This window comes from Streptomyces sp. HUAS TT11, from assembly GCF_051553595.1.
Lineage (GTDB): Bacteria > Actinomycetota > Actinomycetes > Streptomycetales > Streptomycetaceae > Streptomyces.
This window is the reverse complement of the sequence record NZ_CP196184.1, coordinates 160,018-179,603: the sequence shown is the minus strand read 5'-3', so window position 1 is coordinate 179,603 and position 19,586 is coordinate 160,018. Positions and strand designations below refer to the sequence as shown.

The following is a 19,586-nucleotide window of genomic DNA, read 5'->3' as shown; positions in this document are numbered from 1 at the left end:
CGGCCGATGGCCACGGCCCCCCCGCTCGCCGTACGCATCCCCGCCCACCATCCGCGCTCCAGCGACGAGGAGCGGCAGGCCTACGACCGCTACCTGGCCGAACGCGGCCGTTACAAGGGCGAGTTCCTGCATGAGGTCCTGGACGCGGCCGGCGCCGGCCGCGTTCTCGAAGCCGGATCCGGCTACGGCGGGCTCGGTGTGGAACTGCTGCGCCTGGGCCCCAGCGAACTGCACGCGGTGTGCGAGTCGGAGCACGCCGCCACCCTGTATGAGCGCCGCCTCGCCGAGGCCGGCGTGCGGGCCACCGTGCACACCGTGCCCGGGGGAGTGCCGGACCCCGCCCGCGAACCCTGGAACACCAGGCGGTTCGCCGCCGTGTACAGCGCCAATGCCTTCGCTGCTTGGCCGGACCCGGCGGCCGTACTGCGCCGCCTGGCCGGACTGCTCCTACCGAGCGGCCAGGTCCTCGTCAGCGACCTGCGGCGCGACCCCGACCCATTCATCCTCGAATACTCGCTCAGGGAGATGGCCGACGACACCTCGGAGGCGGGCCGCTACCGGCTGCGTACCTTTCTCACCTCGTTGCGAGGCGCCTACACCCTGCCTGAGGCCGAGGCCCTGCTCACCGCCGCGGGCCTGAACGACTGGCGGGCCGAAGCGGACGGTCCCATGACGTTCGCCATCCGATACGGGAGGAACCCGTGACCGACACCACCATCACCAGGAACTTCCTCGACACGCCCAGTTTCTGGCGTGAATACCCGGAACGGGACATCGAGTTCGTGCGCTGGTACCCCTGCGACGTCAGGCCGCTCACCGCCGAATCGATGTACGCGCAGCAGGAGAAGTTCCCCAAGACCACCTCCTTCTACGTGCACATCCCCTTCTGCAACCAGGTGTGCACCTCCTGCCCGTACAACAAGTTCAACACCCGCAACACTCTGGTCAGGCGCTACATCGAGGCCCTGAAGGCCGAGATCGACACGTACTCCAAGCTGCCGTACCTCAAGGACGTCGTCTTCACCTCCGGCTACTTCGGCGGCGGCACCCCCACGACCCTGCGCGCCGAGGAGCTCGACGACCTGCTCGGATTCATGAAGCAGCGGCTCAACTTCAGCGACGACTGCTCCGTCACCATCGAGTCCACCCCCGTCGACGTGGACCAGCACAAGCTCGACGTCCTGCTCAAGCACGGGGTCAATCGCATGAGCCTGGGCGTGCAGACCTTCCACGACCCGCTGTTGCGCTACCTCGGCCGCGCCCGGGCGCACACCGGCGAGTCCGCCACCAGGACGATCGAACTGATCGACCGCAGCGGCATGGAGAACCTCTGCATCGACTACATGATCGGCATCCCGGGTCAGACCCACGAACTGTGGGCGCAGGACATCAGGACCCTGATGGACCTGCCCGTGACGTCGTTCTCTGTGTACAACTACGCGGTCCTGCCGGGCTCCGAGGTGTTCTTCGCGCTGCAGTCCGGGGCCACCCCGCCGTGCCCCAGCACGCAGGAAGCCGACGAGATGTACCAGTACCTGCACACCACACTGATGGACGCCGGGTACCTGGCCCTGACCTACAACGACTTCATCGAGCCGATGAGGCCCGAGTGGGAGGCCAAGGGCGTGAAGACCTACCCGGTGCTCACCGACGGCTCCAAGCCCTATCGGGGCCTGGAGACCGACACCTTCTACCTCACCGACCACCTCTCCCAGGTGTGGGGCCGGTGCGGTGACATGGTGGCCATGGGCTCCGGGGCCTACGGCTACCTCAACAACCGGATGTACCTCACCGAGCCCGACATCAACGCCTACATCGACATCTGCAACGCGGGCCGGCTGCCCGTCGTGATGGGCGCCTACACCGACGAGCACGAACAGCGCTGCCGCAGCCTCGTTCTCGGGCTCAAGCTGCTGCGGATGAAGCGGTCCGTCTACCGCGAGCGCCACGGAGTCGATCCCTACGAGTACTTCAAGGACAAGTGCGACGACCTGGCCGCCAAGGGCCTGATCGAGATCACCGACGAAGCCATCCAGGTCACGTACCCCAAGGGCTGGTACTACATCGACAACATCTGCAAGACGTTCTACTCCGACGCCAACTACCGCCTGCCGCAGCCGACGTCGGCAAGCACCGAGATCCTCAACTGGCAGATCGACCGCGCCGACGGACGGAAGGGGCTTCCCGTTGTCCAGCTCTGAGACCGCTCCCGCGAACCTGCGTCGCCGGCCCCGCGGCCGCATCTTCGACCTGGCCGAACGGATCCCGCAGAAGGACACGTTCGACGACGTCGACGAGTGCCGGGCCTACGACCGCAACATCCGCACCTCGATGATCATCCCGATGCAGCACATGATGAAGCTCATCGGCCCCCACTGCGGCGACGGCAAGGAAGTCCTCGAAGTCGGCTGCGCCAGCGGCCTGATCTCGTTGCGGCTCGCCGCCCAGCGCCCCGGCGCGTTCTTCACCGGCGTCGACAGCAACGACGCCTTCCTCGAAGTGGCCCGAGAGAACACCATCTTCTCGAACCTGGTCGGCTACGGCGGCGACTTCTCCTGCGAATGGGCCCGCCTGACCCGACTGCCGTACGACGACGACTCCTTCGACGTGGTCTTCAGCTTCTGCGCCGTGGCCCGCTGGGACAAGCCCGACCGGATCGTCAGCGAGTGCGCCCGGGTGTGCCGGCCCGACGGCATCGTGGTCCTCTACGACCTGGCACGTGACGCCGACGAGGGCATGGTCTCGTTCGTGCTGCAGTACGCGGACGGGGACGCCGAGGCGTTCATGACGTCGCTGCGCGCCTCCTACAGCGAGCCCGAGATGCGCGAACTCCTCGACCAGCGGGGTCTGGGCTCGTGGACGGTGGCCAAGGAGAACATCAACCTGATCACCTCCTCACGACCGCTGCACGTCGGCTACAGCGTCGGTGAACCAGGTATCTACGACGCGGTGTTCACCGGCTGACCCCCCTTTCCCTCTCCTGCCCTGCCACTGGACATCCGCAACCCAGGAGCGTCTCCCATGCCCCTTCGCAGACGGCTGCGTGTCGGCCTCGTCCAGCTGGCCGTGGCCACCAACCGCCGCACCGACAACCTCCGGCGCGCCGGGGCTCTGATCCACGAGGCCGTGCACGACGGCTGCGAACTGGTTGTTCTGCCAGAGGCGTTCGCCACTGCGCTCAACCTGCCCAAGAGCCACGAGGTGGCCGAGCCCGTACCGGGGCCGGGTACCGAATGGCTTGCCGAACAGGCCCGCCGGCACGGCGTCTGGATCATCGCAGGGCTCCTTGAACGCAACGGCGAGCATGTGCACAGCTCGGCCGTCCTCATCGCCGACGACGGCAGCCTCGTCGATGTCTATCGCCGCACCGTCGTCTACGACTTGGAGGCCCACTTCCTCACCGGGGAAGTGGGCACCCGGGTCGTGAACACACCGCTGGGCCGCATCGGCCTTGTCGTCGGCTACGACATCCAGTTTCCCGAAGTGTTGCGCGGCCTGTTCGCCGACGGCGTCGAGATCGTCGTGTGCCCATCGATCCTGCTGCGGCCCTTCGCCGAGCCCGTACGACAGATGCTGCTTGCCCGCGCCGCCGAAAACTGCGCTTACGTCCTGTTCGCCGGAGCCACAGGGGAGAACACTCTGGCCGGCCTCACCTACATGGGCCGCACCGCCGTCATCCGCAGCCCGATGGCGATCGGCGCGTACTCCCGTGACTTCCGCCGTCAGGAGCCGGTCCTGGCCGAGGCCGACCGCGAGGAATGCGTGGTCAGCGCCGACCTGGACCTGCACGAACTGCGCCGCATGCAGGCGGCGGCGCCCTTCCCCGCGGACTTCCGCCGCTCGCCACTTGGCCAGGCGCTGATCGCCGCGTCCGCGCCGCCCGGCACCCTACCCCTTGGAGACACCCGGTGAAGCCCACCACCCGGCCCCGCGTTGCCCTCCTGCAGACGCTGTGGGACCCCGACCCCGACGTCAACCTCGACCGGACGATGGCCCTGCTCGACACCGTCGAAGCGGCCGAACTCGTCATCCTGCCCGAGTTCTTCCTAGGCCCGCCCTTCTACTTCCCGGGCCGCGCCCACCTCAAGGGAGTCATCGACCAGACCGTGCCGGGCCCCGTCTTTGACCGGCTCGCCGAACAGGCCCGCCGGATCGGCGCATATGTCCTGTGCGGCACGGTCGTTGAACGCGAAGGGGACCGCTACTACAACACGGCCGTGCTCCTGGACGATCACGGTGAGATCGTCATCAAGGCCCGCAAGACGCACCGCTTCGCCGCCGAAATGGTGTCGGTGAGCCCGAGCGACGACTTCGCCGTCGTCGACACCCCGTTCGGGCGGCTCGGCGTCTGCGTCTGCTCGGACTTCTGGATCCCCGAAGTGCCCCGCATGCTCGCTCTGCGCGGCGCGGAGATTATCGCCGTACCGGGGGCCGCGCTGCGCGGCAACATCCAGATCACCCGGCCCTGCCTGCAGGCCAACTCCTCCTTCAACGTCTGCTACACCCTCCTCGCCAGCGCCGTCGGCGGCGTCACGGGCGAACGCGCCGGCCGTCAGGTGTCCATCGAGGTCGCCGGGCACAGCACGGTCGCCGCCCCTGAGGAACTCCTGGCCAGCCTCGACGAGGAGGAGACGGTCCTGACCGCCCAGCTCGACCTGGAGTACCTGCGCACCATGCGCGAGGTCGACCTGTCGTTCAGGCGCAGCCTCTACTTCTGCCTGCACGGGCGCCGCCCCGAACTCTATGGCCCTCTCCAGCAGCCCTACGCCGGGCACGAGGACCTCGAAACCCTGCTCAGCGACTACCTCACCAGGAGGTGAGCCACACCGTGCTGTTCCCCGTCAGCGACGCCATCCCCACGGGGGCCGACCGGGAGCCGGTCCTGGAGAAGTTCCTCGACTGGGCCGACGAGGCACACGACACCCCTGTGCCCGACGTGCTGAGCGCCTTCTTCGGCCAACCCCTCGACACGCGTACCCTGCGCATCACCGGACTGCACCACGTGGCGCTCTACATCGGTGACTACCGCGACGAGAAGGACTTCGAGGACTGGCTGGAAACGGTCAGCGCCTGCCCGCGCGTCAACCATGTGACCACAGGCCCCTCCCACATCGCGCCCCGCGCGTACGGCACACCCGGCCACTGGATCAACCTCCGCACCGCCCTCGGCAACGAGGTGGAACTGTTCACCTGCCGCCGGCGCGACATATGGGCCGAGCGGCCGGCCGAGCAGAAGACCACCCTCATGTCGCACTTCGGTCTCTGCGTCGACACCCCCGGGCATGTGCGGGCCTTGCTCGACTTCCTGGCCAGCTTCGACGGCGTCCGCCTCCTTGCCTACGCGCCTGCCGACGAACTCGGTCACACCTATGGGCACCTGGTCCGCGACGACACCGATCGCGTTCTCGAACTCGTGCATGCCGGAGTACAACCGGGAGGACCCGCATGACTGTCCAGGACCCCGCCCGCGTACCGGACAACGCCATCGGCCGGTTCTACGTCAACGTGGAGTGCACCGACTGCGACACCTGCCGCTGCGTCGCCCCCGACTTCTTCGCCCGCAACGACGAGGCCGGCTACTCCTACGTGCTGCGCCAGCCCGAGACCGAGGACGACGAGGACGCCCTGTACGAGGCGATGGACTGCTGCCCCGCCGACGCCATCTGCGAGGACGAATGACGCCCACGGTCCCGGCCGCGGTCCTGGGCATCGGCGGCAGCATGCGCCCCGGCTCCACCAGCCAGGCGCTGCTGCGCCGCGCGCTGAGAACCCTTGCCGCCGACGGCCACCCGGTGCACCTGCTCGACCTGCGCGAACTCCAACTCCCCTTCTGCAACGGCGACAAGCGCGAGCCATGGCCCCACTTCCCCGATGTGGCCGTCCTACGGGAAGCAGTCCGCGCCGCCGACGGCATCATCCTCAGCGGCGCCGAGTACCACGGCAGCGTCAACGGCGCGCTGAAGAATGCCATCGACCTGCTGGACTTCGAACACGCCGAGGGAAAGGTGTTCGGTGCCATCGTGGTCCTCGGCGGCCGCAGCAACAGCAACGCCCTCAACGACCTCAGGCTCATGGCCCGCTGGCTGCGGGCCTGGATGGTGCCCGGCCAGGTCGCCGTACCCCAAGGGCGTACCGCGCTGAGCGGCGGTGCGCCCGTCGACCCGGACCTGTACGACCGGATCGACGACCTCGCCCGCAGCGTCGCACGTGCCGCCGGCGCCCTGCGGACCACCACCGGCGGCATCCCGCTCCCCCGAGGCTGAAGGAACCGCGCATGCATGCCCCGCCCCCCGCCGTCCTGGCCGCCGAACTCCGGGCACGCCTGGACGACAACGCCGTCCCCGGCCGGGCGGCAGGCGAGAAGAACTACCTCCGCAGCGACCTGCACCACATCGGCGTACCCCTGCCCGCGATGCGGGGCGTGGTCCGCTCCTTCACCAAGCAGAGCGGGCGGGGGCTCGGGCACGCGGAGCTCATCGACCTGGTCACCGACCTGTGGGCACAGCCCGTCCACGAGCACCGCTCGACGGCCCTGCTGCTCCTGGACGCGTACGCCCCCCTGCTGCGCCCCGACGACACCACGCTCCTCGAGGACTTGCTGCGCACCTGCGCCACCTGGGCGCACACCGACCTGCTCGCCCCCTTCGTGGCAGGCAGGCTCCTGCTGCGCCACCCGCAGGAGACCACCCCCGCAGTGCGCCGGTGGACCGCCGACGAAGCACAGTGGGTGCGGCGCGGCGGCATCCTGTGTTTCATCCCCGCCCTGCGCGGCGAGGACACCTTCACGCGCTGGTTCCCCCTCTTCACCGCCACCGTCGATCCCCTCCTTCACGACGACAGATTCTTCGTCCGCAAGGCGATCGGCTGGGCGCTGCGCGAAGGAACCAAACACCACCCCGCGGCGGTCACCGGCTGGCTCACGCCGCGGCTGTCCCGGGCCAGCTCGCTCACGGTACGCGAGGCCCTCAAGCGGCTGCCCGACGACGCACGCGCCCCCCTGCTCGCCGCGCACGCCGCCGCGCATCCACGCCGCGGTCGGCGCCCGGCGCCCACCCGACGACCGGAGGCATCCCCGTGACCACCCCAGAAGTGACGACCCTGGTCGAGGACGGCGTGCACCGCACCGTCTGCCGGATGTGCCACGGCGGCTGCGGCGCCCTGGTGGATGTACGCGACGGACGCCTCACCCGCGTCGAGGGCGACCCGGACAACCCCAACAACCGCGGATTTCTGTGTGCCAAGGGCCGCGCGTCCCTGGACCAGCTGTACGGCTCCGACCGGCTTACCCGGCCGCTGCTGCGCACCGGTCCGCGCGGCAGCGGCAGCTTCACGCCCATCGGCTGGGAGGAGGCCCTCGACCGTGTAGCCGACGCCCTCGACCGCACCCGGACACGACACGGCCCCGAGTCCCTGGCCGTCGCCCAGGGCACGGACCGCAACTACCAGGAGTGGCTGTTCCGGTTCGCCAACAGCTACGGCACGCCCAATGTGCTGGGACCGGCCCACGTCTGCTTCTATCCGCGGGTCATGGCGGGCATCCTCACCATGGGCGCCTTCACCTTCTGCGACTACGAGGGCTCGCCCGACGTCGTCCTGCTGTGGGGGTGCAACAAGTCCATGACCCACGGCGACGGCGTGATCGGCACCCGGCTCCTGGACGCCGTGCGCCGTGGCACCCGCATGATCGTCGTCGACCCACGGCGCACCGCCCTCGCCAATCGTGCCCTGCACCATGTTCCGGTACGTCCTGGAGGCGACGCCGCGCTCGCCCTCGCCATGATCCACACGGTCATCGAGGCGGACGCCTACGACCACGACTTCGTCCGGGATCACACCACAGGGTTCGAGGACCTGGCCGAACATAGCGCCGCCTACGCCCCCGAGAAGGTCGAGCACCTCACCGGAGTCCGCGCCGCCGATGTGCGCCAGGCCGCCCTCGCCTACGCGTCGGCACCGGCCGCCGCCATCGAACTGGGCACCGGCGCCCAGCAGAACCGCAATTCCTTCCACGTCTGCCGAGCCCTTGCCATCCTCTCCGCGATCTGCGGAAACATCGACCGGCAGGGCGGCGATGTGATCTTCGAGCCTCCCGGAATCATCGGGCGTCGCGCCCTGCCGCTGACCGAGGCACTGCCGACGGCGCAGCACCCCAAGCGGCTCGGTGCCGACCGCCACCGCATCCTGTCGATGGCCGGCTGGGCACATCCCCGCGCCGTATGGGACGCGATCCTGGACCACCACCCCTACCCGGTCACGACCATGCTCGTGCACGGCAGCAACCTGCTGGTCAACTACGCGGACTCCGACCGCGTCCACGCCGCGCTCGACAGCCTCGACTTCCTCGCCGTGGCCGACCTGTACCTGACGCCCACGGCGGCCATGGCCGACGTCGTGCTGCCGGTCGGCGGCTGGCTGGAACGGGACCAGATCGTCGAACACGCCCACTACGTCGCGGCACGCCGCAGGTTCGCGCAGGTCGGCGAGTGCCGCTCCGACGAGGAGATCCTCATCGGCCTCGCGTCCCGTCTCGGGCTCGCGGAGAACTTCTGGGACACCGCCCAGGACTCGCTCGACGTGCGGCTGGCCCCCATCGGCATGGACTTCAAAGCCCTGACCGAACAGCACTACCGCGCCACACCGCTGACGTACGAGAAGTACCGCACCCAGGGCTTCGCCACCCGCAGCGGCCGCTTCAACATCCGCTGCGACGCACTGCGCGCCTTCGGCTACGAACCGCTGCCCGTGCACCGCCCCGTCGCCGAACGCCCCGAAGACGGCCCCTACCTGCTCACCTCCGCCCACTCGCCGTTCTTCTTCAACTCCGAGTTCCGCAACCTGAGGCCGTTGCGCACCAAGGAACCCGACCCCGTCGTCGAACTCCACCCTGAGGCTGCGGCCCGCGAAGGAGTCCAGGACGGCGCCTGGGTGCTTGTCTCCGCCCGCGGCCGCACGATCCGGATGCGCGCACGCATCACCGACACCATCGCCCCCGACGTCGTCGTGGCCGCAGCCACCTGGTGGTACCCCGAGCGCGGCGCGGACGGCGGCTGGCGCGAGAGCAACGTCAACCGGCTCACCGGCGACGACGACGAGAACGAGGAGATGGGCTCGTCCAACTTCCGGGGGATCAGGTGCGCGGTCCGCCCGGAGCCGGATGCCTGAGGCGACGCGCACGCCCCTCTCACTGCACCCTGCGGAGTCTTCGGCTCCACCCCGTGTTCGTGACGTTTCGCCATCCGGGTCAACTCCCGCAGGACCCCTCAAGAAGTAAGTGACCTTCGCGGACGCCTTGGTGCTGGGCGCGGGTCGGCGTCCCTGGCCGCTGGAAGACTCCGCCGCACGGACGGCCGCAGCGCCGTCACCGTCACGCGGATGAGAGGGGACACGGTGGAGGCAGCCTCGCGCGACACCAACGGTTCACTGGCGCTCGATCCCGCCTGGGAACACGAGAGCCTGCGTCTGGAGATGCTGGCGGCCATGACCGACCCGGCAACCATCGAGATCCTTGACACCTGCGCGCCCGACCACCCCCACGAGATCGTGGAGATCGGAGCCGGCTCGGGCACCGTGGCCCGCCACCTGGCCCGCCGCCACCCCGGTGCCCGGGTCTGGGCGACCGACATCGACCTGCGCCACCTGGACGGCGGCGGTCTGCCCAACCTGGTCCCGCTGCGGCACGACGCGGCCGTCGACCCAGCCCCCGTGCAGGGCGTCGACCTCATCCACTGTCGTTCCGTGCTGATCTTCCTTGACGATCCCCAGGCGGTCCTGGGACGCCTCATCGACTGGCTCGCGCCTGGCGGCTGCATCGTCGTCGAGGAACTCGCCGGATTCCCCCCGTACGACTCCACCACGGTGGTCGGCGGCGCCCTGGACGCTGTGTCCCAGGTGCTGAGCCGCGATGCAGGCGCGGACCCGCAGTGGGTGCGCGACCTGATGGTCGACCCGCCCCAGCCGCTGGTCCGCCATGGACTGACCGACTGCGGCGCCCAGATGCGGGTCTACCCCTTCGACTCGGGCAGTGCGGCGTCGGAGTTCTCACGGCTGACACTGGAGCAACTGCGGCCCCGGCTGCTCGGCCGCGGACACCTCACCGAAACCCAGTTCGAAGCCGCCCTGTCCCAGCTACGCGACCACGACCTTGCCGAGCCGTCCAGTTCCGTGCTCAGCGTCTGGGGACGCCGCCCCCGCTGAAGCCGCCGCCCGGGAGATCGCCCGGCATCCCATCATCGAGGAACGAAGCGAAGGATGGACGATCATGCCCGCTCACCACCGCGCCCCCAGCCATCAAGACCGGTCCCCCGAGCAGAAGATGCTCACCACATACCTTCTCAAGCCCGGACGATACGAGGCAGCCCTCGAAGTCCTGGCCCGCCACTGGCCGCTCCTGCGCCGCCAGGGCCTGGTCACCGGCGAACCCTCCTGGATCGCCCATGGACAGGGCGCCGATGGCCCCTTCATTGTCGAACTCGTCACCTGGGGCGTGTCGGGAGCCGTCGACCGCGCGTACCTCGACCCGGAGATCAACTCCCTGTGGCAGGCGATGTTCTCCCTCACCGAAGCCCGGGGCGCCCGCCCACCCGTGGACTGGCCCGCCGTCACCCAGCTCACCGGGGACGGGGCCCGCGACACTCCCGCGGGCACGCCCCTGCAGACGCTGACGACCTACCAGGTACGGGAAGGCCACACCGAGCAGCTGGCCCAGCTGCTGCCGAGCTACTGGGACGCACTCACCCAGGCGGGACTGCTCGCCCCCGGCGCCCCTGGGCTGTACGCCGGCGAGAACCTGCACGGCCCGTTCCTGGCCGAACACCTCGCCTGGAGCGACCCGCACGGACCGGTGAAGGCATCCGGTGAACCGTCAGCGGACGCCTTGTACGCCCGGGCCGCGGAGCTGGCCGAGGAACGGGGGGACCGGCCGGGCATCGAGCGGTGCCCGGTGAAGCCGCTGCACTTCGGCTTCATGACAGAAACAGCGACTGGAGAAGACACGTGACCTCACCATCAGACACCAAGCCTGCGGGAACCAATCCGTGGGCCGCGCTGGGGATGCTCTGCCTCGGCGTCTTCATGACCCTGCTCGACGTCACGATCGTCAGCTCAGCCACTCCCAGTCTCATCGAGACGTTCGACGCCTCGATCGACCAGGCGGTCTGGGTCTTCAGCGCGTACATCATGGCCTTCGCCACCACCCTGATCCTCGCCGGACGACTCGGGGACCTCCACGGCCCGCGGCGCATGTATCTGATTGGCCTTACCGTCTTCGTCACTGCATCGGCACTGTGCGGCGCCGCACAGGCCCCCTGGCAGCTGATCGGGTTACGGGTGCTGCAAGGCCTTGGCGGAGCCCTCCTCGTACCCCAGCTCATGCCCATGATCACCACGCTGTTCCCGCCGCAGAAGTGGGGAGCCGCCTTCGGGTTCACCGGCGCGCTGTCGGGACTTGCCGTGCTGGCCGGCCCGCTCGTCGGCGGGTTCCTGGTCACCGGCGCCTCCTGGCGCTGGATCTTCTACGTCAACCTGCCCATCGGCCTGCTGACCTTCTTCCTGGTACTGCGCTTCCTGCCCGACCCGCGGCCGGGCCTGCGCAGGCCGCTGGGCATCGGCTCTGTCCTGCTGCTCCTGTCAGGCGTCGGCGCCGTGGTCTTCGGCCTCGTCGAGGGTGAGCGGCTGCACTGGGCGCCGACGGTCTGGGCGATCATCGTCGTGGGCCTGGCGCTGCTCGCCGCCTTCTTCGCCGACCAGCGCCGGCGGCAGTCCGGTGTTCCGCTGGTGCCCTTCGCCCTGTTCCGGGCTCGCAGCTTCACCCTCATGAACCTGATCGCCGTCACCGTCGGCTTCGGCGTCGTCGGCGCGTTCCTGCCCCTGACGCTGTACCTGCAGAGCGTGCAGGGCCTGTCTGCGGCAAAGGCCGGACTGGTGATCGCCGTGATGCCGCTGGTGTCGGTCGCCGCCGCCGGCATCAGTGGCCGGGTCATCGAGACGGCCGGCCCTCAGCGTGTACTGCTCGGTGGCCTGGTGTGCTTCTCTGCGGGCCTCGGACTCGTCGCCCTGCAGGCCACTGCCCACACCTCGGTCTGGCAGCTGGTGGGGCCGCTGGTGCTCGCCGGAGTCGGCACTGGCTTCACGTTCGCGCCGATGTTCAGCGTCGGAATGCGTGATGTGCCGCCCCAGCTCAGCGGCGTGGCCTCCGGAACCGTCAACACGGTTCAGGAGCTCGGGGGCCTGCTCGCCAGCGCCGCCGTCGGTGTGGTACTGCAAGCCCGGCTCGGCGATGGACAGAACATCGCCACCGGCCGGCCTGTGGAAGCCACGAGCAGGCCGACACCGGCGGCGCTCGACGCCTTCCACGAGACCCTGGCCGGCGCCATTCGCGTCAGTATGCTCATCCAGATGGCCGTCCTCGCGGTGGGCGCCCTGTGCGCGCTCGCCATCAAACCGGCCTCGCCCGCGGGGCAGCCGGCTTCCGACGAGCCACGGACCGCGGCTGTCGACTGACACGACGCCGACCCGATACGGGTGCCCGGCGCCGGCCCCGAGGGCTGCGCCGGCCACCGTATCGGGCCCTATCGCCCCTTCACGAACCGTGCCCGCTCGGCCGGCGCAAGCCGCTCCGTCGCATAGCGCACGGTGATGCGCGGCAGCTCGTCGAGATGCCGGTCGAGGAAGGCCACCATCAGCGGCTCGTCCCGACGGCCGATCTCCCGCAGCATCCAGCCGAGCGCCTTGTGGATCAACGGCTCCGGATCCCGGCGCAGCGTCAGCACCAGGCGGAGCGTCGGCTCGAAGCGTCCCTCGCGGATCAGCGCCAGCGTGGCGAGCACGGCGATCCGGCGGTCCCACAACCACGATGACGCGGCCAGTTCGTCCAGGACCCGCAGATCCCCCTCCAGCAGCCATGGCCCCAGTACGACGTGCGCGGAACCGTCGACCAGGTCCCAGTTGTCCACGCAGTCGGTACGCGTCAGATAGAAGTCGACCAGCGTCTTCAAGTCCGTGCCGCGCGCCGTGCGCACCTGCTCGGCCAGGACCAGCAGCCCGGCGAACCGCTCCTCGTGGACCCGGCTGTGCAGCAGGACGTCCACATCGTCGAGGGAGAGGCCGTGGTAGGTACGCGCGAGCTTGCGCAGCACCGGCACGCGTACGCCGAGCAGTTCGTCGTCCTCCGCACGGCTGAGCACCCGCTCCTGTTGCGCCCGCACAGCCGGTTCCGCCAGATCTTGCAACTCGGCCCGTAATTCCTTGAGCGAAACGATCGTCATGACGGCGGACGCTAGCGCAGGACGCTCTCATCTGCCGCCGAGACCCCCTTGAAGGAGCGGCTGGTCAACTTCGCCGCTGTCGACGCTCCTGTAATTGACCGTCGCGCAGATCCTCGCCGCCCCGGCTTTTGCCCACGCACGGGACGGCCACATCGTGTGCACGACCGTACGAATTGATTCTGCTGGTCGGACTGGCCACGCCTGGAGCCCACGAGCCGAAGGAGAATTCCATGCCGCGCAAGACGTTCAAGGTGCTGGTGATCGGCGCGGGTCTCGCCGGACTGACCCTCGCGCAAGGGCTGCGAAGCCAAGGTATCGGCGTGGAGGTGTTCGAACGCGATGTCGCCCCCGTCGACCGCTCTCAGGGTTTCCGCATCCATGTCAACCCGTTCGGGACCCGTGCTCTGCGCGCCTGCCTGAGCGATGAGCTGTTCGAGCTGTTCCTGGACACGAGCGGCAGCGGCGGCAGGGGCCTGTGCTTCACCGACCACCGGCTGAGCCCCTTGCTCAGCCTCGAAGGGCCAACGAGCCAGGATCCGCTGCGCAACCACCGGTCCGTGTGCCGGGTGACGCTCCGTCATGTTCTGCTGCGTGGCCTGGAGGAGGCGGTCAACTTCGGCCGCCAGTACGAGCGTTACGAAGAGCGTGGTGACGGACGCGTCATCGCGTACTTCACGGATGGGTCCACAGCCGAAGGCGACATCCTGGTCGGCGCCGACGGCTGCCGGTCACGGGTGCGCACCCAGCGGCTGCCCCATGTGCGGGTGTCGGACACCGCAGCGATGGGCGTGGCCGGGAAGCTGCCCCTCGACGACCGGCTTCGCAGCTGGATCCACCCGCCGCTGCTGGCGTCCGCGCACATCGTGATGGGTCCCCACGGCTCCCGTATGTTCGCCGCCACGCACGAGTACGGCACCAGGCCGAGCAAAGCACTCGGTCTGCCGCCCGCGGGAGGCGACCTGCTCTTCGACACCGACACCGACTACTTGATGTGGGCGATCACGTCCACACCCGAGCGCCTCGGCCTGCCGGCGCAGACCCCGCTCAGCGATCCGCAGCAACTGGCCCCGGCAGTACGGCGCCTGGTCGGCGACTGGCACCCGTTGCTGCGCCGCGCAGTCGCCGACGCCGACCCGGGCACCCTCACCGCACTCTCGGTGCGCACCGCCGAGTCCGTGCCCGCCTGGCAGCCGTCCCGGATCACCCTCCTCGGCGACGCCGCACACTGCGCGACGCCGCTCGGCGGGATGGGCGGCAACATGGCCCTGCGTGACGCCGAACTGCTCACCCGCCACCTGGCTTCCGCCGCCCGCGACGACGAGCGGCTCGAACAGGCCGTGGGGGAGTACGAGTCGGCGATGCGTGCCTACGCCGCGGATGCGGTCCTGAAGTCGAAGAAGAACCTGGAGCGTTCCCTTGCCGAGAACGCCTTCAGTCGGGCGGTGACCCGCGCGACCTTCCGTATGATCGACCGCATGCCCCCCGTGAAGCGCCGAATGGCCGCCGAAGTCGGCGGCTGATCGGCCCCCGTGGGCCCCCCTCAGACACTCGTCGGCGCCGCGCGCGCGAGTCCCAGCGGCAGGCTCACCCACGCCAGTGTCCTGACCTCCGGCCTGGACCACGGAATCCGCTCGTACTCCACCAGATAGGGCATCGGCGGCTGGCTGCCGTCGTACAGACCCAGCATCACCGCGCTCACCGCAAGATGCATGAACGTGTACGGAATCAGCTGCACGGGACCCGTGTGCGTGATCTGCAGCCGCCGCTGCGCGGGAACCACCTGTAGGCCGATGCCGTCCGAAGGTACGAACGCCGGCGGCACCACCGTGCCCACATCGAAACGGATCGACGCGTCCTGGTAGAGCTCCGGGTCGTCGTGGGTGATCTCCACCGGTTGCTGCGCATCCGGCTCGTACCCGTGGACCTCCAGCCAGTCCCGCAGATGCCGCCAGCGGCCGGCCAGCGACGCATGGCTGCCGAAGTGCCGCAGGAAGGCGACCACGCGAGTGCCGCTGTCCACCTCGACCAGGCCCGAATAGCTCGGCCCGGACATCGGCCAGGGCGCGCTCGGCTCCCGGCGCCGCAGTTCTGCCGGCGTGCTCCCGAAGACCTCACGGATCGCGCGCGTGAACGGCGCGTGCGCCGAGTAGCCGCACCGGGCAGCCACCTCGTGAACCGGCCAGCTGGTGAACACCAGCCGGTAAGCCGCCAGTTCGAGACGGTATCGGCGCACATACCGTTGCACCGACTCACCGGTGGTGTCACGGAAGATCTTCCGGAAGTAGTGCGGTGCCGTATGCGCCTGTCTGGCAATGACATCAATGTCCACGTTGTGCGAGGCGTCACGCAGCCTCGCGACGATGTGAGGAATGGCGGACAGCACCCTGCTGTCATGAAGTGCCACCGTCGTCACACGCATGGCGCCACGACCCGTGCGCCCGCCAGGCACATATTCCGGCACTCGGAGCCCCCCCGTATCCGGAATGAACGGCACCACCCCGAGGAGAGGCGGCGCAAGGTTACTTGGGGCCGGATCCTTCCACATCACGGAATGAGGTCAAAGTCGTTCCGAGGCCAAGTGCGGGAATACAGTCAGGCAGCGCACGGATACGGCTCCGGTATCCCGGACGGCCTGGTGAAGGTAGGGGACATGCCCGCAAGACGCGTCACCGAGACAGGCGCGACGCCCGTACGGGACACCGTGCTGACGTCAGGGCAGCGAACCTTCACGTTCGCCGAGTTCGGCCCGCTGCCGGTGATTTCCCTCCGCCACTCGGGCACGTTCCGTACGCTCGAGCGAACTTGGCGCAATCTCATCGACTACACCGACTCCTGCGGCCTGACCCACGGCGTACAACTCGTCGGAGTCGTCTACGACGACCCCGCGCACGTCCCGGCGGAATCTCTCCGCTACGACGCCTGCGTCGCCGTTCCCGAAGCCGGACCGTGCCAGTTCCCGCTACCGCCCGACAGCGAACTTCCCGTCCGCTACGAAACCCTCGGCCCTGTCTGGTGCTGGCGCACCACCCACCACGGTCGCTTCGGCACCCTGTCCGACACCTATCGCCGTGCCTTGGACACCACCGCCTTCCAGCAGCAGGGCGTCGTCGCCCCCTGTCTACGCCCGCCGTTCTACGAGATCTACCGTTCCGGCCTCGGCTCCGCCGTGGACGACGATGCCCGCATCGACATCCATCTCCCCGTCGGCTGACACAACGGCGAACCGCCGTACCCGTGGCAGCACCCGCATGCAGCTGCATGACCAAGCGGGTCAACTCCCCTCCCCGCTGGAGCGTTGGAGGTGACCATCACGCAGAACGGGACCGCCACCCTCTGGGCGAGGGTCACCACCGCTGGAAAACTCTCGGATCCGTAACGCAGCCCATCAGCGGCCGCACCGCACAGGGGAGAGGAACCAGCATGGCGACGGCCCCGGCCACCGGCAGCGAGGAACGAGAAGCCCTGCCGGGCAGGAAGCTCAGGCCGCCGCTGTTCGGCGGCGCCCACTGCGAAACCTCCGCGTTCCGCAAGGCCCTGCACGCCCACGGCCTCGACATCAGCGAGGAGATGCTACTCGGCCTCGGTGGCGGCATCGGATTCATGTACGTCCCCAAAGCACCCGGCACGCCACCGTTCCTCGCCACCCGCAACGACCCCTTTCCCGTCTTCACTCGCCGCATGGCCACCGGCGTCGGCCTGGAACTCGACATCGCCACCACCACCGACCCTCGTGAAGCCAGTGACCAACTCGCAGCGGAACTTGCCGCACACGGCCTGGCGATCGTCTACGCCGACATGCACTACCTGTCGTACTTCAGCGCCGAACACCACTTCGGCGGACACTGCCTCGTGGTCATCGGCGCCGACCAGGAGAGCGGCTGGCTGCGAGTCTCCGACCGCCCCGCCCGGCCCTGCACACTCGCCCCGGAAGAACTGGCCGCCGCCCGCTCCTCCCGGCACCAGCCCTTCCCGCCCCGGCACGCCTTGCTGCGCGCCCCGTGGGCCCAGGCTGTCCCGCCCACCGAGGACCGGATCCGCTCGGCCCTGGCCGCCGCCACCCGCGCGGGCCTCGAGCCGGCCAATGCCGCCCTCGGCATCCAGGGCCTGCACATGCTCGCCGAACGCCTTGCAGCCACCGTCCGCGACTCGGCCACGCCCGAAACCGTCATCGACACACTCGTTCAGGCCTTCACCGACCTCCACCTCGCCGGAACGGGAGGCGACGGGTTCCGCAGCATGTTCCACGCGTTCCTCGGCGAGGCAGCCATGCTCCTGGACGATCCGCGAATCACCGACGCGATCCCCCTGGCCGGTGCCGACGCAGCCGCCTGGCAGCACCTGATCGCGACACTGCTGCCCACCGGCACAGCCCTCGGTGAACTCGCCGACGCCCACCGCGCACGCGAGGAACACGTACTTTCCGGCACCCCCGAGCGCCAAGTGGAGGCATCAGCCGTCGCCGCCCGCCTGTCCGTCCTGCGCGACGAGGCCGTCGCCGCCGTCCCGGACCTGCGCCAGGATCTGGCGACCGCCCTGCACGACGCCGTGCACGCCATCATCGACCGCGAGACGCGGCTGCTGCGCCAGCTGACACCCGCGGACAGCGGGCACTGAACCGCAGCGCCTGGATCACGCACGACGAAACCTGCCACCCGCAAAGGAGCCCACGTGAGCGCGAGTCCCCCCGCCACCACGACAGACGTCGCACAACAACTCGGCATCCTCACGGACCTGGTGACTCCCTGGGCCATACGAGTGGCGGCCACCCTCCGGCTCGCCGACCACATCGGGGACGCCACCGTGTCCGTCGAGGACCTCGCCCGCCGCAGCGATGCAGTCCCCGATACCGTAGGCCGCCTTCTTGAACACCTCGCGGCCCGCGGCGTGTTCCAACAGGACAGCCCCGGCCGGTACCGCAACACCGAACTCTCCCAACGGCTCCGCCGCGACCACCCCATGACCTTCCACCCCTGGCTCGACATCGAGGGCGGGATGGGCCAGTACGACATCGGTCTCAGTGCACTCCTCCTCGCGGTCCGCACCGGTGAGGACGCCTACACACCCACGTTCGGCCGGTCCTTCTTCGAAGACCTCAACACCGACGCCCGCCGCGGCGCCGCCTACGACGAACTGATGGCGACGCTCACCGCCTGGACCCTGCCGGAGATCCTCCAGGCCTACGACTGGACGACGGTCGGCCACATCACCGACGTCGCCGGCGGCAGCGGTGCACTCCTGACCGGCCTCCTGCAGGCTCACCCTCATCTGAGGGGAACCCTCGTCGACGACGCGCGCGCCGTGGGCACGGCCTCCGACAGGTTCACCAAGGCAGGCATCGCCGACCGAGCCGCGGCCGTTGTCGGATCGATGTTCGAGCCTCTCCCGCACGGTGCCGACCTGTACCTCATCAAGTCGACGGTCATGGGCTGGGGAGACGATGCAGGCGCGGGCATTCTGCGCCGTTGCGCCGACGCCGCGCGCCCCGGCGGCCGCGTCATCGTCGCCGAATTCCTGCGCGGAGCCCCGCGACTGGTACCTGCCCTCGACCTGTACATGGCTGTGCTGGGAGGAAAGGAGCGAACGGAGGAGGAGTTCCGCGCGCTGGGCAGCGCGGCCGGGCTCACCCTGCGGACGGTCCACCCCACACCGTCCGGATACTGCCTGCTGGAGTTCACTCCCGATGCATAGGGTCGTGCACACAACTGCCGGCAGCAATACCGACGGGACCCCCCATGCAGAACGCGACACTCCTTCGTTCCCACGACCGGTCCATGGAGCAACAGGTCTCCAGCGCCCATCACTGGACAGCGGTACGGGCACACCCACTGCTCGTTCTCAGTCTCAGAAACCCGGCGGGCGCGGACACGTGGAAGGACACGTGGCGGAGTCTGACCGCTCTGGTCTTCTCCTGCGGCCTCGCGACCAGGGAGACCAAAGCGCTCGAAGTCCACTACGACGCCGGTACGTCGCGCCGCTTCGATGCTTGCCTGTCCATCCCGTCCTCCAGGATCGCGGCAGAGGTGACCGCCGATGACCTCGCGCAGGTGCCCGGTGCAAGGATGGAAACCGTCATGGGCCACGGACCTTTCCTGCACCACAGGCCCACCGCCGGGCATGACGGGCGGCCCGCACCGACTGCACCTCAGCCCTCGTCCGGCGCCCCGCATTCGACCTCGCTCGTCCCCGCCTGGCCCCGCTACCACGTCTATGCGTGCAGCCCGGCCCTGGCCGAGGAAACACCTGTGATCACCGACACCTACATCACCCTGGCCGCGTTTGCCCCCGCCCGGCCGTGACGCGCACGCTCCCGAGCGCGACGGCACG

Annotated in this window: 20 protein-coding genes; 18 read left to right on the top strand and 2 right to left on the bottom strand. The window is 69.2% G+C overall.

Features of this window, described 5'->3' with window-relative positions; all coding sequences use genetic code 11:
- The first annotated feature begins 6 nt into the window (after positions 1 to 6).
- From ACSHXN_RS00920 to ACSHXN_RS00860, 13 genes are all read left to right on the top strand, one after another.
- The gene (locus tag ACSHXN_RS00920) at positions 7 to 705 is read left to right on the top strand and encodes a class I SAM-dependent methyltransferase (RefSeq protein WP_355132350.1); all 699 of its coding nucleotides are present in this window, start codon (positions 7 to 9) and stop codon (positions 703 to 705) included.
- Positions 702 to 2,201 carry a coproporphyrinogen-III oxidase family protein gene (locus ACSHXN_RS00915; RefSeq protein WP_355132349.1) on the top strand — a complete coding sequence of 500 codons (1,500 nt, stop codon included), beginning with the start codon at positions 702 to 704 and terminating at the stop codon, positions 2,199 to 2,201. The genes ACSHXN_RS00920 and ACSHXN_RS00915 overlap by 4 nt, the downstream gene beginning before the upstream one ends.
- On the top strand, positions 2,188 to 2,964 hold the full coding sequence (locus ACSHXN_RS00910; RefSeq protein WP_355132348.1) for a class I SAM-dependent methyltransferase: 777 nt from the start codon (positions 2,188 to 2,190) through the stop codon (positions 2,962 to 2,964). The genes ACSHXN_RS00915 and ACSHXN_RS00910 overlap by 14 nt, the downstream gene beginning before the upstream one ends.
- Before the next feature lie 57 nt (positions 2,965 to 3,021).
- Positions 3,022 to 3,912, top strand: coding sequence for a carbon-nitrogen hydrolase family protein (locus tag ACSHXN_RS00905; RefSeq protein ID WP_383358477.1), 891 nt, complete (start codon positions 3,022 to 3,024; stop codon positions 3,910 to 3,912).
- The gene (locus ACSHXN_RS00900) at positions 3,909 to 4,820 is read left to right on the top strand and encodes a carbon-nitrogen hydrolase family protein (protein WP_355132346.1); all 912 of its coding nucleotides are present in this window, start codon (positions 3,909 to 3,911) and stop codon (positions 4,818 to 4,820) included. The genes ACSHXN_RS00905 and ACSHXN_RS00900 overlap by 4 nt, the downstream gene beginning before the upstream one ends.
- A complete protein-coding gene (locus ACSHXN_RS00895; RefSeq protein ID WP_355132345.1) occupies positions 4,817 to 5,449 on the top strand; it encodes a hypothetical protein in 633 nt (210 codons plus the stop codon). Before ACSHXN_RS00900 ends, ACSHXN_RS00895 begins: the two co-directional genes overlap by 4 nt.
- The gene (locus ACSHXN_RS00890) at positions 5,446 to 5,679 is read left to right on the top strand and encodes a ferredoxin (RefSeq protein WP_355132344.1); all 234 of its coding nucleotides are present in this window, start codon (positions 5,446 to 5,448) and stop codon (positions 5,677 to 5,679) included. The genes ACSHXN_RS00895 and ACSHXN_RS00890 overlap by 4 nt, the downstream gene beginning before the upstream one ends.
- Complete coding sequence (locus ACSHXN_RS00885) at positions 5,676 to 6,263, top strand: NADPH-dependent FMN reductase (RefSeq protein ID WP_438302410.1); 588 nt, start codon at positions 5,676 to 5,678, stop codon at positions 6,261 to 6,263. Before ACSHXN_RS00890 ends, ACSHXN_RS00885 begins: the two co-directional genes overlap by 4 nt.
- An 11-nt stretch (positions 6,264 to 6,274) precedes the next feature.
- Positions 6,275 to 7,078: a DNA alkylation repair protein gene (locus ACSHXN_RS00880; RefSeq protein WP_356111702.1), complete on the top strand. Its 804-nt coding sequence runs from the start codon at positions 6,275 to 6,277 to the stop codon at positions 7,076 to 7,078.
- Positions 7,075 to 9,162 (top strand): molybdopterin-containing oxidoreductase family protein, encoded by a 2,088-nt coding sequence (locus tag ACSHXN_RS00875; RefSeq protein ID WP_438302408.1) that lies wholly within the window; start codon positions 7,075 to 7,077, stop codon positions 9,160 to 9,162. The genes ACSHXN_RS00880 and ACSHXN_RS00875 overlap by 4 nt, the downstream gene beginning before the upstream one ends.
- A gap of 210 nt (positions 9,163 to 9,372) precedes the next feature.
- Positions 9,373 to 10,194, top strand: coding sequence for a class I SAM-dependent methyltransferase (locus ACSHXN_RS00870; RefSeq protein ID WP_438302407.1), 822 nt, complete (start codon positions 9,373 to 9,375; stop codon positions 10,192 to 10,194).
- Between the two features lie 64 nt (positions 10,195 to 10,258).
- On the top strand, positions 10,259 to 10,996 hold the full coding sequence (locus ACSHXN_RS00865) for a hypothetical protein (protein ID WP_355132339.1): 738 nt from the start codon (positions 10,259 to 10,261) through the stop codon (positions 10,994 to 10,996).
- Positions 10,993 to 12,498, top strand: a complete 1,506-nt coding sequence (locus ACSHXN_RS00860) for an MFS transporter (RefSeq protein WP_355132338.1) — start codon at positions 10,993 to 10,995, stop codon at positions 12,496 to 12,498. The genes ACSHXN_RS00865 and ACSHXN_RS00860 overlap by 4 nt, the downstream gene beginning before the upstream one ends.
- A gap of 68 nt (positions 12,499 to 12,566) precedes the next feature.
- Here the strand turns inward: ACSHXN_RS00860 and ACSHXN_RS00855 are convergent, their stop codons facing one another.
- Positions 12,567 to 13,262: a DNA alkylation repair protein gene (locus ACSHXN_RS00855; protein WP_355132337.1), complete on the bottom strand. Its 696-nt coding sequence runs from the start codon at positions 13,260 to 13,262 to the stop codon at positions 12,567 to 12,569.
- A gap of 230 nt (positions 13,263 to 13,492) precedes the next feature.
- Between ACSHXN_RS00855 and ACSHXN_RS00850 the strand changes: the two genes are divergently transcribed.
- Positions 13,493 to 14,782, top strand: coding sequence for an FAD-dependent oxidoreductase (locus tag ACSHXN_RS00850; protein ID WP_356111696.1), 1,290 nt, complete (start codon positions 13,493 to 13,495; stop codon positions 14,780 to 14,782).
- 20 nt (positions 14,783 to 14,802) lie between these two features.
- On the opposite strand, the gene ACSHXN_RS00845 is transcribed toward ACSHXN_RS00850, so the two are convergent.
- The gene (locus ACSHXN_RS00845; protein WP_355798792.1) at positions 14,803 to 15,756 is read right to left on the bottom strand and encodes an AraC family transcriptional regulator; all 954 of its coding nucleotides are present in this window, start codon (positions 15,754 to 15,756) and stop codon (positions 14,803 to 14,805) included.
- 156 nt (positions 15,757 to 15,912) lie between these two features.
- On the opposite strand from ACSHXN_RS00845, the gene ACSHXN_RS00840 reads away from it, so the two are divergent.
- The 4 genes from ACSHXN_RS00840 to ACSHXN_RS00825 all read left to right on the top strand — a co-directional run bounded on the left by ACSHXN_RS00840 (position 15,913) and on the right by ACSHXN_RS00825 (position 19,558).
- A complete protein-coding gene (locus ACSHXN_RS00840; RefSeq protein ID WP_355132334.1) occupies positions 15,913 to 16,473 on the top strand; it encodes a GyrI-like domain-containing protein in 561 nt (186 codons plus the stop codon).
- Between the two features lie 209 nt (positions 16,474 to 16,682).
- Positions 16,683 to 17,876 carry a BtrH N-terminal domain-containing protein gene (locus ACSHXN_RS00835; protein WP_356111692.1) on the top strand — a complete coding sequence of 398 codons (1,194 nt, stop codon included), beginning with the start codon at positions 16,683 to 16,685 and terminating at the stop codon, positions 17,874 to 17,876.
- Positions 17,877 to 17,930: 54 nt separating this feature from the next.
- Positions 17,931 to 18,950: a methyltransferase gene (locus ACSHXN_RS00830; RefSeq protein WP_355132332.1), complete on the top strand. Its 1,020-nt coding sequence runs from the start codon at positions 17,931 to 17,933 to the stop codon at positions 18,948 to 18,950.
- Positions 18,951 to 18,994: 44 nt separating this feature from the next.
- Complete coding sequence (locus tag ACSHXN_RS00825; protein ID WP_355132331.1) at positions 18,995 to 19,558, top strand: hypothetical protein; 564 nt, start codon at positions 18,995 to 18,997, stop codon at positions 19,556 to 19,558.
- Positions 19,559 to 19,586: the final 28 nt, after the last annotated feature.

Coding starts and splice junctions, on each gene's coding strand:
- ACSHXN_RS00920 (WP_355132350.1), top strand. CDS start 7: ATGGCCACGGCCCCCCCGCTCGCCGTACGCATCCCCGCCCACCATCCG.
- ACSHXN_RS00905 (WP_383358477.1), top strand. CDS start 3,022: ATGCCCCTTCGCAGACGGCTGCGTGTCGGCCTCGTCCAGCTGGCCGTG.
- ACSHXN_RS00890 (WP_355132344.1), top strand. CDS start 5,446: ATGACTGTCCAGGACCCCGCCCGCGTACCGGACAACGCCATCGGCCGG.
- ACSHXN_RS00885 (WP_438302410.1), top strand. CDS start 5,676: ATGACGCCCACGGTCCCGGCCGCGGTCCTGGGCATCGGCGGCAGCATG.
- ACSHXN_RS00880 (WP_356111702.1), top strand. CDS start 6,275: ATGCATGCCCCGCCCCCCGCCGTCCTGGCCGCCGAACTCCGGGCACGC.
- ACSHXN_RS00870 (WP_438302407.1), top strand. CDS start 9,373: ATGAGAGGGGACACGGTGGAGGCAGCCTCGCGCGACACCAACGGTTCA.
- ACSHXN_RS00865 (WP_355132339.1), top strand. CDS start 10,259: ATGCCCGCTCACCACCGCGCCCCCAGCCATCAAGACCGGTCCCCCGAG.
- ACSHXN_RS00855 (WP_355132337.1), bottom strand. CDS start 13,262: ATGACGATCGTTTCGCTCAAGGAATTACGGGCCGAGTTGCAAGATCTG.
- ACSHXN_RS00850 (WP_356111696.1), top strand. CDS start 13,493: ATGCCGCGCAAGACGTTCAAGGTGCTGGTGATCGGCGCGGGTCTCGCC.
- ACSHXN_RS00840 (WP_355132334.1), top strand. CDS start 15,913: ATGCCCGCAAGACGCGTCACCGAGACAGGCGCGACGCCCGTACGGGAC.
- ACSHXN_RS00835 (WP_356111692.1), top strand. CDS start 16,683: ATGGCGACGGCCCCGGCCACCGGCAGCGAGGAACGAGAAGCCCTGCCG.
- ACSHXN_RS00825 (WP_355132331.1), top strand. CDS start 18,995: ATGCAGAACGCGACACTCCTTCGTTCCCACGACCGGTCCATGGAGCAA.